Consider the following 14302-nt stretch of genomic DNA (forward strand, 5'->3'; position numbering starts at 1 on the left):
GAGGATAAAATGGAACAATGCAAAATCAAACCGTGGAATATCCGCAAATTGCACTTTGCAATCGACCAGTTGCAGGGTGCCGGGAAACGCAGGGACCGGAGGGAGATGCACCACGAGCTGGATGCCATGACGCACCTGCTCTGTGAATCGCACAAGATGACCTTGCCCGACTATGGCCAGGCGGGCGGAGCGCCTGTTTCGGGCAACGGGATGAACATGGCGATGTTTACCGTCAAGAAGGGAAAGTTCCCGCAAGAGATTGAAATGCAGGAGAATTTCTTCCCGTGCAGGCTTGTCGAAGGTGAACACGGCGATTGCCTTGTTTGTATTGTCGCCTCGGCGGAAATCGCCAAGACGTTGGCAGCGAGATTGGAGGTGGATGGCTACATCTTCATGGAACGCGCGGCCGCCCGTTCGCCTGAATTCTCGCAGTATTCCAAGACGACGGATGACACCGGCTATTACTATCTAGTCCAGGTGAATTCGAGCCTTCCGCTTCAGGAACCGTCGGCGGTATTCGATGCCATCGCCCAGATCGATGCGCTTGTGGATGGGCTGGACGAAAAAACGCGGAAAATGCTTTCTGAAGAGAACGTGGATGAATTTTTGGAATTCCGGAAACGTGCGTACTATATGCACAATGGCCTCGGAAAAAACGAAACCTACGAGGCAGCACTTGAGTGGCTCAAGGTACAGCAGTTCGCGTTGGTGGAGTTGCCTGAATCGGAAAAGAAGCTTACCCCGATGTTCAACCTTACCCGTTTTGAACTCTGCATGAACCATCTGGGGTACGCCGTAAAGAAGATTGCGGGGGATTGCCGTTACGTTGTATTCAATACGCCTAATTCGGCGACCTTCGAGCAGAACATGCAAACGGTTGCGGAACGCATGCACGCCGTAAAAATCCAGATGTCGCCGGAAGAAAGTCTGCCTTCGATTGCGGAAAGCCTCCGCGACGAGGTCCTCTGCTACGACAAGGAAAAATACTACAGCGTAGAAGCCCTGAACGAGAAGGAGTATTTCCCTATAAATGCGAGCGCTCCGAAGCGGTTGGGGAGCTTTATGCGGGCCGTGTACTATTGGGGCGCTGCCCTCAGCCCTGTCCTGGACTTGAAATGATTTTTTTGCGGCAATTAAAGAAAAACCGCAAAATATGCAAAAATAATTCCTAGAAGGATGTGAACGGTATTTTGCGCCGGCCTTCTATGACGAAAATGGAATTTTAACCATGAACGTCATTGATTTCTTGATGGAACCGAAGATTTGACTAAAATTGACGAAATTTGCATAAAATCAGCAATTTTACACTTTTTCGGTGGGGAAAGTGCGCTTTTATTGCACTAATTCGGTTGAAAAAGTGCGTCAAAGTGTTGACAATTCGGTCGGAAAAGTGTAGTTTTTGGACATGTTCAAGAGAAAAATCCTTAAAGAATTTGAAAATTGGAAGATCTCGGGGGGCAAAAAGAAGGCCCTGGTTGTCAAGGGAATGCGTCAAATCGGCAAGACATCCAGCGTCCTGGAATTCGCCCGCAGCAACTACGAGAGCGTCGTCTATATCAACTTTAAGGAAAATGAAAATGCGAAGAAGGTCTTCGACAACGACCTGAACGTGAGCAGGATTACCATAGACCTGTCAGCACTCTTTCCCAACGCTCATTTTGTCGAAAACAAGACTGTCATCATCTTCGATGAAATTCAGGAATGTGCAAACGCCCGCGCAAGCATCAAGCCTTTTATGGAAGACGGTCGCTACGATGTCATCTGTACTGGATCCCTGCTTGGTATTAAGGGGTACAACCGTAAAAAGGGAAAAGGCGTCCCGACTGGCTTTGAAAGAATAATTTATATGAAACCCATGGACTTCGAGGAATTTCTGTGGGCAAAGGGCATAGGCGAAAACGTCATCGCATACCTGAAGGACTGCTACGAGAAAAAAGAACCCGTAAGCGAGGCGACGCATAACGCCATGCTCCGCTATTTCAAGGAATACCTTTGCGTGGGTGGCCTCCCTTATGTCGTTTCTCGATTTGTCGAGACGAACGACATGAACGTTGTTTGGCAGGAACAGCAGGACATTCTTGAAGAATATAAGGACGATTTCGGCAAACACCTTGACGAGAATGAAAACGAGGAAATTGACCGCACGCTTCTTGGCCGCATCAATCGCGTCTTTGATTCAATTCCCGCCCAACTCGCGAAGGAAAACAACAAATTCGTTTATTCGCAACTAGAAAAGAAGGGTCGTTCCGAAAATTACCAAACCGCAATCCAATGGCTCTACGACTGCGGCATAATCAACATTTGCCACAACCTGACCAACATCGCAGAACCTCTTGACGGCTACAAAATCGAAAACACCTTTAAAATTTATGTGCAGGATTCCGGCCTGTTTGTCGCCATGCTGGAACGCGGCACCGCGGCCAAGATTCTAAGCGGCGATCTGGGATTCTATAAAGGTGCCATCTACGAGAACATCATCGCAGATTGTTTCTCTAAACAAGGTCGCAAACTATTCTACTTCCGCAAAGAATCCGGGCTAGAAATTGACTTTGTAGAAAATGTCGGCGGCGAACTCGCCATTATTGAAGTCAAGGCAACAACGGGACGCTCCAAGTCGGCAAAGACCGTTCTGAGTAACGACAACTACGCAGCCAAGGTTTGCTACAAGCTTTCCGAAAACAACATAGGTGTTGCGGGCAAGATGGTTACACTGCCATACTACATGGCAATGTTTTTGGAGTGAAAAATCGAAAGAAAATCCTTCGGCATCCTGTCGCAAAGCCAAACCTTGTTATTGCCGATATAGAACTGGATGCCCGCCTTTTGTGCTGCCTCGGTATCTATTTTCAAGATGACCGGATTGCCATCGCGGCGTTTACCAACACGAGTAGCAGTGTCAACATCAGCAGAAAGATGAACATATTGTCGTTGCATCGGCTTTAAGCCATCATGAAGAATCTGCGATAAAGCCTTGTGCGCTGTTCCATGGTATAGAACGGCAGGGGGAATCCCTGGTTCCTTCTTTATAATTTGAGGAACAGAGTGACCATAAAGTGCCCGAATTTTGTCCCCAACAATTTCGTGGCGTTTCTTTTCGGAAGTAGTGATAATTTGTTCTAAGTCTGCTTGCGTGACCTCGCATTCATACGTTCCGGATTCATTCAGGGCATGGAGTAACTGTGCTATCGGAACAAAACCCTGCTCGTCAAGTTCCAACTCGTATTCCCACGGAGCGTGCCGAAGTGCATAGGAAATTTCTTTGGAAAGGTCAACTAGATTCATTTTGCCAGCTCCACTTTTTCGAGTTCGTCAGCCATATACCTCTTTTTCAGCATCTTTCCGTTCTCGTCGGCTAGCATGTAATAATAATATTGGTCGTTATAGTGCCAGAGATACTGCTTGACAACAGCATAGAGATCCTTTTTTATCACCCTTACTTTTTCATTAGGTAAAAAAGATGGTGCCGGGCGCTCTTCTAAAACGCTTTTGAGGGTCGGAAGAATTCTAGAACTATTTCTGTAACACAATACCACAGAATCTTCTTTTTCTTCAATACATTGAAGGGTTTCCCAACCGCGAATAAACCACTGGTCGCGAGCGATGGGGTCAAGTATTCCGCTTCGGTCTTTAATCCAAAACCATTTGTTTAAGTAATCTGTCATTTGGATTTTCCTCCGATATAGTTCTTGTGAAACACGCCTTTAGGCAATCTAGCAAAAATCTCGGCAGCTTTTTCTAAAGATTTAGGATTGGGCTTAAAATGGCCGCTCCTGTCATCAAAAGAATAGATTTTTCCGCCACGAATATCTAGCATTCCTGCACATTGTACCTTGGGGTTCTTGCCTCCTATCAAGGTCGGGTGGGGCGTAGGCGCATCGCTGGAGTTTGTCCCGTTGCCGTTCCTTTTCCCGACAATGATTTTGTCGTTCATATCTATGGCGTATGTGAACAAACCATTGGTGTTTTTGTTGCCTATATAGTTTCCATGAATCAGGTCACGAATATCCTTTGCTGTTGGATTTTTAGGGTACACTCCATTCTGAACAATACCTCTTGAAACGTCGCTCTTGTGCATATCAGGCATTACGCCGTATGAAGGGGCGAACGGTTGAGAACTTCCTCTTGTTCCATGATAGCCCCCTTTATTTCCGCTACCCATATCACCCCCCTTTTTTTCTTGCAATCCAATTTGGATAGTTATGGAATTCCGCATATTTCAAATACGTTCCAAAGACTTTTTCTGGCATGGCTCCATGGACAAGAACAATCTTGGGCGTGAGCGCTCGTAGGCATGCATCAAGTCCGGCTTCAAAATGATATTTGTCTTCTTTTGTCTTTATGCATCCGTAGGTGCTGATGACGATAATACTGTCGTGAGGGATTCCTGCAAATGCAATCGGTTCAGGCAACACGTCTGTCGTGTAAGTGTCGCGGCTGCCCCAGCGAACAAGTGCAAAAACGTCTATGCCTTGAGTTTGCCAATAATGGCTGATTGCATTCTTCTTGTAAACGTTTGCTATTTGCACGGTTAAGGGAGCATCCCTGTAAAGTGAACAATCGGGCGAAATAACCACAGGAAACTTTTTGAGTTCTTTAGCATAGGCTTGGGGATTTCTCAGGACGTCGGCAAACATCGGGTCCATTTCGAAGAATCCGATACCCTCGCTATCCGTCGGAGCCTCGTTTCTGCGGCTAAACGGCGTAATTCCGCCAGGGATAAAGATTCTTTTGGGTTTGTCAATGACAGGAATCTCGAAAATGCCCTCAAAACGGGCGCTTTTTACTAGTTCAGGCTGAAAACCGTCATCAATAGCTGCTTTGGCTCTTTTGTTTTTAGACATATCTGTCTCCTTGTTAATTCTTCAGAGACAAATCTGCCTTTTGAGGTATAAAAATGCTTTTCGCAGCGCGAAAGGAAATTTTGCGAATTTCGCCATTTTTAATGTAAGTCATGCTGAAAAATGGCGTTTTTGGGTTATTTTCTTTTCGCCGTGCGAAAGAAATATTTTTAAGAGCAATTCGTAGACTAGGAATACGCCTAATACATATCCTTACCACTTATTGGTTCGAAATGATTTTGGATTAGAAACCGATTCGCTCTATCTATGTCAAAACGATAATTATTCCGAAGAATGAACATATACATCTGGTGACAAGGATCGTAATCGTCCAAGCAATAGTTCCCCGCCTTCAACAACTGCATTGAAGAAAGATAGGGAATGTCTAAACCTATACAAATAGCAATGATACTTTCCAAAGATGGCTTGTACCGGCAGTACTTATCTGATTTGATTTTCGTAAAAATCGTCGGGCTTAATTCTGTTTTTTCTTGAAAACGACTGGAATTCCATTTTTTTATTTGGAATAATTCTTGTAATCTATCTTTAAAATCCAATTTTTGAGTGCAAGAAAGATTTTTGAGATCAGCACATTCCTTCAACCACAGGTCTTGCAAGGCCTGCTCCTGGTCGGGTTTATGTATTGATTCCTTCTGCTGCATCTTATACTATTTTAGTCAGTTAAATTCCAAAAGGCTGAAAAAAGGCTCATCTTTTTTTGAATTATAAAATCGAATCTTTTAAACAAACATCCTTTAACCTGTCGAGCAATTTGCCCGACAAACTTGATTAAAAACACGATGTCATTTACCCTATGGTCTTATGTTTCGCTCCTTTGGCCCAAGGCCAGTTTATCTCCGCTCTACCTTGAAAGTAGCCCTTTTTCTTCACCATTCAAACTACACGTCTCGCTAATAAATTAGTTGCTTCAGCACCTGTAATAAAAATATTTTTACACTCTATTTCCAAATGCGTTTTGGTCTCATCTTTTCTGACACTGAATAATACAATCCGCTATTTCCGTCTATTTTCATTTTGTCGCAACTTCAGCATGCCTATGCTTTTTTATGAATAAAAAAGGCGTGGTGTCGAATGCACATACACTACTGAGGCTCTGGTAAACCTATCCACAATATGTGCAAACGACCCACGCCCAAATTGAGCGAAGATTCTTTTTCATTGTGGATATTCTTGATTCGCCTAAAGCAAACGACCAGATTTTCAGTAGTGGAATCAGAAATCTCTTCAGTCTATGTCAAAATCAAACTATTTGATGATGTTTAGTGTCCTCCAAAATATGGATTGATCTTAATCTTATTTCAAAAAACCATATGAATACACTTGGGGTTGAATTTTTTCAGATAGCGTTTTGTAAGCTTTTTCAAAGTGCTCAAAGTTAGTTGGAACAGTATTGCCAGATCCATTTTGAGCATTGAGAGCCTTGCATATTTGATACCACCCCACATCGGCACGATTCAATTTGAATTCGTCACGGATTTTGTGGTTGAACTGTTGCTTGAAATATTCTTGCCAAATTTTGCGACCTTCGTCAAGAACAGTTTGGGCTTCAACACTAAACGTTTTTCCTCTCATGTAACGAACCATAAAGTCGCTTTCGAAGCGACTGGACGCTCCAACCTCAGAGGCGGAGAAAGGAATAAAGTGATTGATTATATTCCACTTGCGGTTATTCCATTCAAGATTATTGGCGCTTGCGGTGAGATTTGAACCATTGAAGAGCATATAAATCAAGCAATCGTTCTTGAATTCTTCGGAAAGGTCTGCGTTGGGTTGAAGGAATTGATCTCTATCATTAATCCAAGTATGAGGAATTACTTTTCTTACAGTAAAAACAACAGATACCTGCCATAAATTATTTTCTGTAACATATATTCCATGTCCTCCATTAAACCCCGAAGAGAAAAGTGCTGTTCTAGTGGGAGCCTGTTGCATATCATTGCTGTTGCACCAAAAATACGCAATTGCATTATCACACCATTGTGTCCCGCGCAAATCTTTCGTTGCTGTTCCCGGTGTCACTGCATTTTTTAGAGGAATACACAATTCCTTGTTGGGCTTTAGACGTTTAATCCATTTGGTAAGATAAGTATCAACGGGAATATTATAAAATGACTTACTTCCAACAGCATTAACATTTTTGTCAAGAATCTCACAGCTTATTTCAGAGGGGAACTCTGTCGGCTTATTCATAGTTTTCCAAATCAAAAAGCCTATTGGAAATTCTCCTTTCAAACCCTCAAAGGACTTGCAATGAACAATAAATCCACCTAAATATTTCGCATTCCATTGAATTCTAAATTTTTCCATTGTTTGTGCATTTATGTGTTTCAATGTACTAAACATCGCCAATGTTGCATTAGGAATTTCTTTTGAAATCCTTGCTACGAACTGCGTGTATAATTCATTACTCGCCTTGCCGAATTCATCCATTCCTTTTCTAGCAAATTTTGTATCAGCAACGCCAATCTTACTAGCATCGGTACCCACGCCATTTACCGCATTATCAGAACTTGTCGCCTCTGCATACGGTGGATTTATCAGCACCAACAACTTTTTCTTACCTTCGTTCGCATCGTGGATCACATCGCGTAGGCTCTGCGGAATTTTATCTGTTAGGTTGTAATCAATTTTACCATCATTCGTAATATCATCGTTTAGGTAGTCGTACTGAAAACGTTCTGCTTCCACGCAGATCTTGGCAGATTTCATGATATTCACATCTTCTTCGTCAAGTGTGCTCATAAAAAGATGGCGGTGGTTGCTATGCTTGGCCTCGAGGTTTCCTACTCCACAGCACATATCCCACACATAGTAATTTTTCTGCCAGTTTGCACCAAGCGTTTTTTCAAGCAAGTCGTAAGCCTTGTCAACCACTGGCAGAGGAGTGTAGTATGCTCCCTTGAAAGTTCTCTCTTCAACAGGAATCAAGCTATCGCGACGTTCTAATAAGTACGTTCGGTGTTTTTCTTCTGGCGGCCTATGGTATATCGTCCAAAAGTGGCTATAACCATCTGTAGATCCCAACTCATAAAGTTTTCCGTTTAAACTAAATACAGGATTATTCCCCTTATGCAACAGCTCTGCAGAAAGATGTTGATGGGTGCTAACCGTGCCATCACTCATAATGTCAGCATAAAAGAATTCGGCGTAGTTCTCAGGGGATGCTCCGACAATTTCTTTCCCGACCATCTCAACCCATTTGTCAAACACCTGTTTCAAATTGTCGGGAGTAATCTGCGTGCGAATGATTTCGCCTTTATCAATGGCATTGCGGAAAGTGTCAATAAATTCTTGTTCGTGCGTTTCGATATTGAAGCTCACAAAATGCGTGCCAATGTACTGGCTCACCATATCGAGTGCATCGCGGGTGACATCGCTTGCCGACTTACCCCACATGCTTTTCATTTTTTTATTTTGCAGAAGTGGAAGTGCCACATCGGTTTTCATAATAGCCGCTTTCACGCTATCAACCACACAAAGAAATGGCGGAATATATTCTCCATCATCCAAGGCCTTGTGAATGTAAAAAAGCAACTGCGTAAACATTTCGTAGAGGGACTTCTTGGAGCCAAACTTGGCCTCGAACCAAACCTCGCGCGTCTGGATGTCGATGAGGTTACGTTGCACGCCTTTAAGGTGCAATGCCTTGATGTACTCGGCTTTCACGTCTTCTTCGGACGAGGCTTTCTGCAGTCTTTCGAACAGGCTCATTTTAACTCCTTGTATAAAAGTCCACTCGACTCTTACTCAGGAGCACAAAAACTTTAGCCAAAACAAAAAAAAGGCGTGGAGTCGCAGCGCTTACCGAACCTGCGGGCTACCACACCCTACCATACAATAAGCACAAACGACCCACGCCCAATATGGGCGTGAGCGTTCGTCTTACTCTCGTATGGATTGAAAGTGGTAGTTTCAGGTTCGAGAATAAGAGACGAATCTCAAAAATTCCGGTCGCTCCGCACCATTCGGTGAGAGCTATGTCAATCTCAAAATAGCATATATTTGCGACAAATATATCTGCATCCGCAATTTTTTGAAAAATTTCGCGTTTTTCTCTTGACGACAGTTTGTAATTAGTGTATATTTGTGCAGTAGTTCCTGTTTTTTCTTGCTTGTAAACAGAGGTGTATGATATGAATAAGCGAAATGCAGTCGTGCAAAAGAGCGGTTCGCCCGCACCCGAAAGGACACAATTTTCCCTGATAGACGAAGAGTTGCTGAAATTGCGTGTTTACGCGATTCGCGGGTTTGATATCAAAATTTTTGATATCAAATCGGGACGGAACAAGAAAACTGCCTTACGCCTTTACGGAACAAGGCATCAAGTAGCTTCATCCTATTCAATTTTTTAAGTATTTATTGACAAGTAATAAAAAGTAATATATATTTATTATGTACAATGTTTTAATGTCAAGAAGAGTCTCTAGGGCCGTTTCAACGATGCCAATAGCGCAACAAGAAAAACTTGCTTTGCTTGTTGATGACATTAAGCTGAATGGACCCGTTAGGACAAATTGGCCGAATTACGGGATTCTAGCAGGAACGTCGACTCACCATTGTCACCTTTCCCACAAATGGGTGGCATGTTGGATTGAAACAGAAAAAGGTATAACAGTTGAGGTAACATATGCTGGCAGTCGTGGAAGCGCCCCCTATGCAGAACACTGATGAACCCGTGTCGTTCAGAGTTTCGGGCAAGAACATCCCGAAGCCCGTCATCGCCTTTTTGGACGCTCTTTTTCCTGATTCCGTCCGTATCGATGAAGACGATGATGCGCTTGAGCCGGTGGAAGAATTGGGTTGGTACAAAAAAGCGAAGAAGAGGATGAACCCCGCAAAAGCGTTGAAAATAATGCGGGTAAATGCGGGGCTTACCCAGGCGCAATTGGCCAAAAAGGTTGGTCTCGCAAAACAGAATTACAATTCGCTTGAACGTGGCGCCAGACCCATTTCTATGCTCATGTCAAAGAAATTAGCCGATGCCCTCGGGACATCTTATTTGATGTTTTTCCGCGAAAATAAAAGCAAGTTATAGTCTGTCGTAATCCAGCTAATTTCATTCTCTCGTCGTTACAGGATATACGTGCCTGATTTCTTGCTTGTGCGGAGAGCGCCCTTTATACGTACTTTCGATTCGATATTCATCAAACGAATTGCGTTGGGGCAAACATTCCATTTCGGCGAGTTCAAGTAGCGCTTTAAGCCAAGTGGTTGCGCAAGTGCACGCGATGCCGTTCATTTCCCAGCGGATTAAAGGTGGATGGGCGGCGTCGGGACTTGAACCATTTCCCCAACTTGCATCATGTTTCCAGTATGTGAGTTTGCCGATTTGTTCCGTTAGCGTTTCTGGGATTTCCTCAAATACGATATACCCTTCACCAAATCTGCCGGGATGCCCTGAACAGCAATAACGAGTCCTGCAACCATCCATGCTGTTAAGCCGCATAATGGTATCCGCCAGTGCCGTATCAATGGCTCTGTAACCGTCCTTGTGCAGAAAATCAAGTTCCTGAACGTTTATCGGGGTTTCACTGATATAGCGACGCTTTTCAAAGTTTACGAAAGTTATATCAGACTGTAACATGTTGCGGATTTTCGGGCTCTCCATATCCCTAACGAATGTAATTTCTGTCTTTTTCATATTCGATTCCTGCTGAATATCTAAAAATATCTTTTATATGCGGCAAATATTGTCGTTTGTCGCTCTAGCGTTTTTTTTGGGGGGGTGGCTTTATGCGTCATTAGTTGTCGCATTCTCAATCTATATTAAGAGTGTTAAAAAAAATGTCGCGGGGTGCTTTACGTTTTTGACTTTCGCGACGATATATAGGTGAGGATTGTATGAAGAAGAATTATTTTAAGGGTGTACTGGGCTCGCTCAAGGCCGGCCGCTATGACAAGAAGATTACACACGACTTCGTGACGCTCAAGAGTTACGAGTACTGGATCCGCATGATGCGCGCCTCCAAGAGCATGCCGGATGCGGATGACTGCATCGCGATTTTCACGAAGGAGGCCGCCTCGCGCGTGCTGAAGGACCTCTCGGAGCATTTCGAGAAGCTCAATGCCGAAGAGGACTGCATTACCGGTGCCGCCAAGAAGCGGTTCGTGAAGGAAGTGAACGGGAGTTACGCCGGAAAGAGGCTCCGCTGCGACGAAAGCAGCGAGGAGACGAGCGTTGCTTACCAGAGGCGCCAAATGGCGGTTGTGCGCTTTAACGATGTAATCGACAGGTCGTGTTCCGTCAAGGAGATTGCCGATTTCGTGCGCAACTACCTGTGCGGCGAGGGCATTTTCGACACCTCCTCGCAGAAGGTGTTTTACGAGAGCGTCGCCCGCGAGCTCGAGAAGGTTCTTGCGGAGAATTGCAGCGTGGACGACGGATATTTCCGCCGCCTGAACATTGTGCAGAACGCGTTCAACCTGAGCGACGCCGAGATGGAAATCGTGCTGTTCTCGTGGATTTTCTTCAACAAGGAGCAGTGCAGTTCGCTCCTGGACATGATTGGTTCACGCAGGTTCCGCGGGGCGGCGCTCCCGGATGTTTTCCCGCAGCTTTATCCGGATGTGGATTTCGAGAACCTGGTCTCGAACAAGGGGACTCTCAAGCAGATGGGTATCCTGGACGAAGACCTCGATATTTCCAAGCGAATCGGGATGTTCCTGGACGGGCATTCGGGCAATGACCTGGACAGCCTCTACTTCAGGGTTTACGAGGGCGGCTGCGTGCCGTACAAGAAACTCTGCCGCAAGGACCCGAAGGTGGAAATGGCTTTCGACATGATCAAGCACGCGAAGGTGGGCGAGGGTCTGAACATTTTCTTCTACGGGGCGCCCGGTACCGGCAAGACGGAATTCGCGAAGCATATTGCCCGCACTCTCGACCGCAAGCTAATAATCAAGAAGGCGAGCGACCTGCTGAACTGCTACGTAGGCGAGACCGAGAAGGCAATCCGCAAGATGTTCAAGGAAGCGGAAGAGAAGAAGGCGATTCTATTCCTGGACGAGGCGGACAGCATGATTCGCGACCGCAGCGGAGCCGCCCGCAACTGGGAGGTGACGCAGGTGAACGAGATGCTCACGCAGATGGAGAACTTCAAGGGGATCTTCATCGCGGCGACGAACTTTGAGGGGGAACTCGATACGGCGTCCCGCAGGCGCTTTGCGCTGAAGGTGAAGTTCGGCTACCTGAAGCCCGAAGGCATCGAGGCCCTGTGGAAGGGATTCTTCCCGAAGGTCGAAATGCCCGAGGCGGCGCGTGGCCTGCGCATGCTCACTCCGGGCGACTTCAACGCTGCATACGCATCGCTCCGTTTTTACGACGAGAGCGAACTCACCGCGGAAGCAGTCCTCAATGCGCTCAAGTCGGAGCTTGCCTACAAGGATAGCCGCGAAGGACGCACGATGGGGCTGTAGTTAATCGGTGCAAAAAAAACGACTGTATTTGTCGCAAAAGAGAACTATTTTTCCCTAAATAGTTCTTTTTGTTTATATTTAGGGAGAGTATATCCAGGAGGCATTATGGCGGAGATGACCCGCGGCGAAAGAACTGTGCAGCTTTTTGCGAAGGTGATTTCGAACCCCGACAAGAAATTCACCGTGAGCGACCTGATGGCATCCTTCAACATTCCCGACGAGGAAAGGCGCAACGTGCAGCGCGACATGCGTTTTTTGTCGGAGATGGATGGCGGCCGCTACATCGCCTGCGAAACCGAGGGCCGCACGGCGGTCTACCGTTCTGCGCTCCACAACGCGGAACGCCTGCTGTTCCCGAACTTTGAGAACACCATGCTGCATTTCATATTCCTGAAGCGCATCGCGAATATATACCCTGCGACAAGCGAAATCATCACGCAGCTCCTGGAACGTATCGAGAAAAGCCTGCCTACCCGCGAGCAGAAATCGCTCCGGCAGCTCGGTGACGACCTGAATACGAAAATACTTTTCATGGGGACTCCGCCCGATATCGAGGAGGATGCGAGCGAAAAGATCCGCACCATCTTGCAGGCGATTCACGACCACCGCAAAATTGACGTGGTCTACCGCGATGGCGGCGATTCCGAGAAGCAGTCGACGCGCATCCCGCTGATGGTCATTATTTACGAGGACGAACTCTATGTGGGTTGCCAGTCCGAAAAGCATGCGGGCGACACGTATACGCTCAAGTTCAGGCGCATGAAGAGCGTGAAACTCTCGAAGCAGACGTTTGTCGAAGACCCGAAGATTGTGGACAAGTTGCGCCGGCAGGTGACATCGGGCGCGGCGTTTTTGAGCGGGCAGGAACCGAAACTCCAAGATATCGAAATCGAGTTCGAGAGCCGGGCTCGCCTCTACCTAGAAGAAAACCCGTTCAACCGCTCCATGAAAATCGGCAAGACGAAGGACGGGAAAATCAACGTGAGGCTCAAGGCCGAGGTAAACCAGCTCCTGTTCAACTGGGTCGTGTCTTTCTCGAACGTGGCGCACGTAAAAAAGCCTGCCGCATTGCGCAGCAGACTCAAGGAATTCGCGGAATACCTGACGGAAACCTACGGCTAGGGCAATACAAATATTTTAGCCGAGGAGGTTTGCATGAAAGAAATTATTCCTTTCAATCTTCAGCACTTGAAGCTGGTTGTTCACGAGTGTATCGAAGAAAAGGGCCCGAATTGCGACCTGAACTTTATAAATGTCTCGTACCTTGAGGATCTGAGCGGCGTTTTCTCGTATCCGAACCACAGGTTCAACGGGGATATTTCCAGGTGGAACGTCTCGCACGTGACGAACATGTCGAACTTGTTCTACGGTTCCGACTTTAACGGCGATATAAGCAAGTGGGACGTCTCGAATGTGGAGGACATGTCGGGCATGTTTGCCAGGTCCCGCTTTGAAGGCGATATTGCGTGCTGGGACGTTTCACATGTAGAAAGCATGTCCTCGATGTTTGCCGATTCCGTCTTTAACGGTGACATTTCGCAATGGGATGTGTCCAGTGTTTATAACATGTCGGTAATGTTCAGTGGTTCCAGGTTCAATGGCGATATAAGCAAGTGGAATGTGTCGAAGGTGAAGGACATGTATTCGATGTTCGCCTGTTCGCAGTTCAATGGCGACATCAGCCGCTGGGACGTGTCCGCCGTAACCCTCATGGCGCAGATGTTTGAATGCTCGGAATTCAACGGCGACATTTCGGGCTGGAAGATTGCTAAAGGCGCTGCATTGGACCACATGTTCGCACAATCCATGTTCCGTGGCGACATAAGTGGGTGGGGCCTTTCGGAGGCGAACTCCGTGATAGGAATGTTCGACGGCTCCGTCCTGGATTTGGCGGAGGAACGGCCCGAGTGGTACGAGAAACTTGATGGATCAAGGAGAGCCGCTGAGGTGGCGAATAACACAAAAATGGACCCGGACTTAAAAGAAAAACTTGACAAGTGCTTTTTTGGCGAGTAAAAGGAATAAAC

The 14302-nt window shown here is 46.1% G+C and carries 14 protein-coding genes; 7 read left to right on the top strand and 7 right to left on the bottom strand.

Going from position 1 to position 14302, the window contains the following annotated elements:
- The first annotated feature begins 9 nt into the window (after window positions 1-9).
- Both CRO08_RS09415 and CRO08_RS09420 read left to right on the top strand, forming a co-directional pair.
- Window positions 10-1119 carry a hypothetical protein gene (locus tag CRO08_RS09415; RefSeq protein WP_141398309.1) on the top strand — a complete coding sequence of 370 codons (1110 nt, stop codon included), beginning with the start codon at window positions 10-12 and terminating at the stop codon, window positions 1117-1119.
- A 286-nt stretch (window positions 1120-1405) separates the two neighbouring features.
- Complete coding sequence (locus CRO08_RS09420; RefSeq protein WP_072811861.1) at window positions 1406-2743, top strand: ATP-binding protein; 1338 nt, start codon at window positions 1406-1408, stop codon at window positions 2741-2743.
- Here the strand turns inward: CRO08_RS09420 and CRO08_RS09425 are convergent.
- The 6 genes from CRO08_RS09425 to CRO08_RS09450 form a co-directional block, all read right to left on the bottom strand.
- Window positions 2719-3282, bottom strand: coding sequence for an RNA 2'-phosphotransferase (locus CRO08_RS09425; RefSeq protein ID WP_072811653.1), 564 nt, complete (start codon window positions 3280-3282; stop codon window positions 2719-2721). The two genes, CRO08_RS09420 and CRO08_RS09425, sit on opposite strands and share 25 nt — an antisense overlap.
- Window positions 3279-3662 (bottom strand): hypothetical protein, encoded by a 384-nt coding sequence (locus CRO08_RS09430; RefSeq protein WP_072811655.1) that lies wholly within the window; start codon window positions 3660-3662, stop codon window positions 3279-3281. The genes CRO08_RS09425 and CRO08_RS09430 overlap by 4 nt, the downstream gene beginning before the upstream one ends.
- A complete protein-coding gene (locus CRO08_RS09435) occupies window positions 3659-4159 on the bottom strand; it encodes a hypothetical protein (RefSeq protein ID WP_141398310.1) in 501 nt (166 codons plus the stop codon). The genes CRO08_RS09430 and CRO08_RS09435 overlap by 4 nt, the downstream gene beginning before the upstream one ends.
- Before the next feature lies 1 nt (window position 4160).
- The gene (locus CRO08_RS09440; protein WP_072811660.1) at window positions 4161-4841 is read right to left on the bottom strand and encodes a DUF4417 domain-containing protein; all 681 of its coding nucleotides are present in this window, start codon (window positions 4839-4841) and stop codon (window positions 4161-4163) included.
- 197 nt (window positions 4842-5038) lie between these two features.
- Window positions 5039-5500 (bottom strand): hypothetical protein, encoded by a 462-nt coding sequence (locus CRO08_RS09445; protein WP_072811662.1) that lies wholly within the window; start codon window positions 5498-5500, stop codon window positions 5039-5041.
- 652 nt (window positions 5501-6152) lie between these two features.
- Window positions 6153-8570: a hypothetical protein gene (locus tag CRO08_RS09450; protein ID WP_072811665.1), complete on the bottom strand. Its 2418-nt coding sequence runs from the start codon at window positions 8568-8570 to the stop codon at window positions 6153-6155.
- Window positions 8571-8992: 422 nt separating this feature from the next.
- Between CRO08_RS09450 and CRO08_RS17010 the strand changes: the two genes are divergently transcribed.
- On the top strand, window positions 8993-9211 hold the full coding sequence (locus CRO08_RS17010) for a hypothetical protein (RefSeq protein ID WP_097035998.1): 219 nt from the start codon (window positions 8993-8995) through the stop codon (window positions 9209-9211).
- A 302-nt stretch (window positions 9212-9513) separates the two neighbouring features.
- A complete protein-coding gene (locus tag CRO08_RS17150; protein ID WP_072811669.1) occupies window positions 9514-9894 on the top strand; it encodes a helix-turn-helix transcriptional regulator in 381 nt (126 codons plus the stop codon).
- Window positions 9895-9915: 21 nt separating this feature from the next.
- On the opposite strand, the gene CRO08_RS09470 is transcribed toward CRO08_RS17150, so the two are convergent.
- A complete protein-coding gene (locus tag CRO08_RS09470) occupies window positions 9916-10500 on the bottom strand; it encodes a hypothetical protein (protein ID WP_072811671.1) in 585 nt (194 codons plus the stop codon).
- Between the two features lie 200 nt (window positions 10501-10700).
- Between CRO08_RS09470 and CRO08_RS09475 the strand changes: the two genes are divergently transcribed.
- The 3 genes from CRO08_RS09475 to CRO08_RS09485 all read left to right on the top strand — a co-directional run bounded on the left by CRO08_RS09475 (window position 10701) and on the right by CRO08_RS09485 (window position 14291).
- On the top strand, window positions 10701-12275 hold the full coding sequence (locus CRO08_RS09475) for an ATP-binding protein (RefSeq protein WP_097035999.1): 1575 nt from the start codon (window positions 10701-10703) through the stop codon (window positions 12273-12275).
- 105 nt (window positions 12276-12380) lie between these two features.
- Complete coding sequence (locus tag CRO08_RS09480) at window positions 12381-13397, top strand: YafY family protein (RefSeq protein ID WP_072811674.1); 1017 nt, start codon at window positions 12381-12383, stop codon at window positions 13395-13397.
- A 33-nt stretch (window positions 13398-13430) separates the two neighbouring features.
- Window positions 13431-14291, top strand: coding sequence for a BspA family leucine-rich repeat surface protein (locus CRO08_RS09485; protein WP_083579583.1), 861 nt, complete (start codon window positions 13431-13433; stop codon window positions 14289-14291).
- Window positions 14292-14302 lie beyond the last annotated feature (11 nt).

It is taken from the genome of Fibrobacter sp. UWT3, from assembly GCF_900230125.1.
In the GTDB taxonomy this organism is placed as follows: Bacteria; Fibrobacterota; Fibrobacteria; order Fibrobacterales; family Fibrobacteraceae; genus Fibrobacter.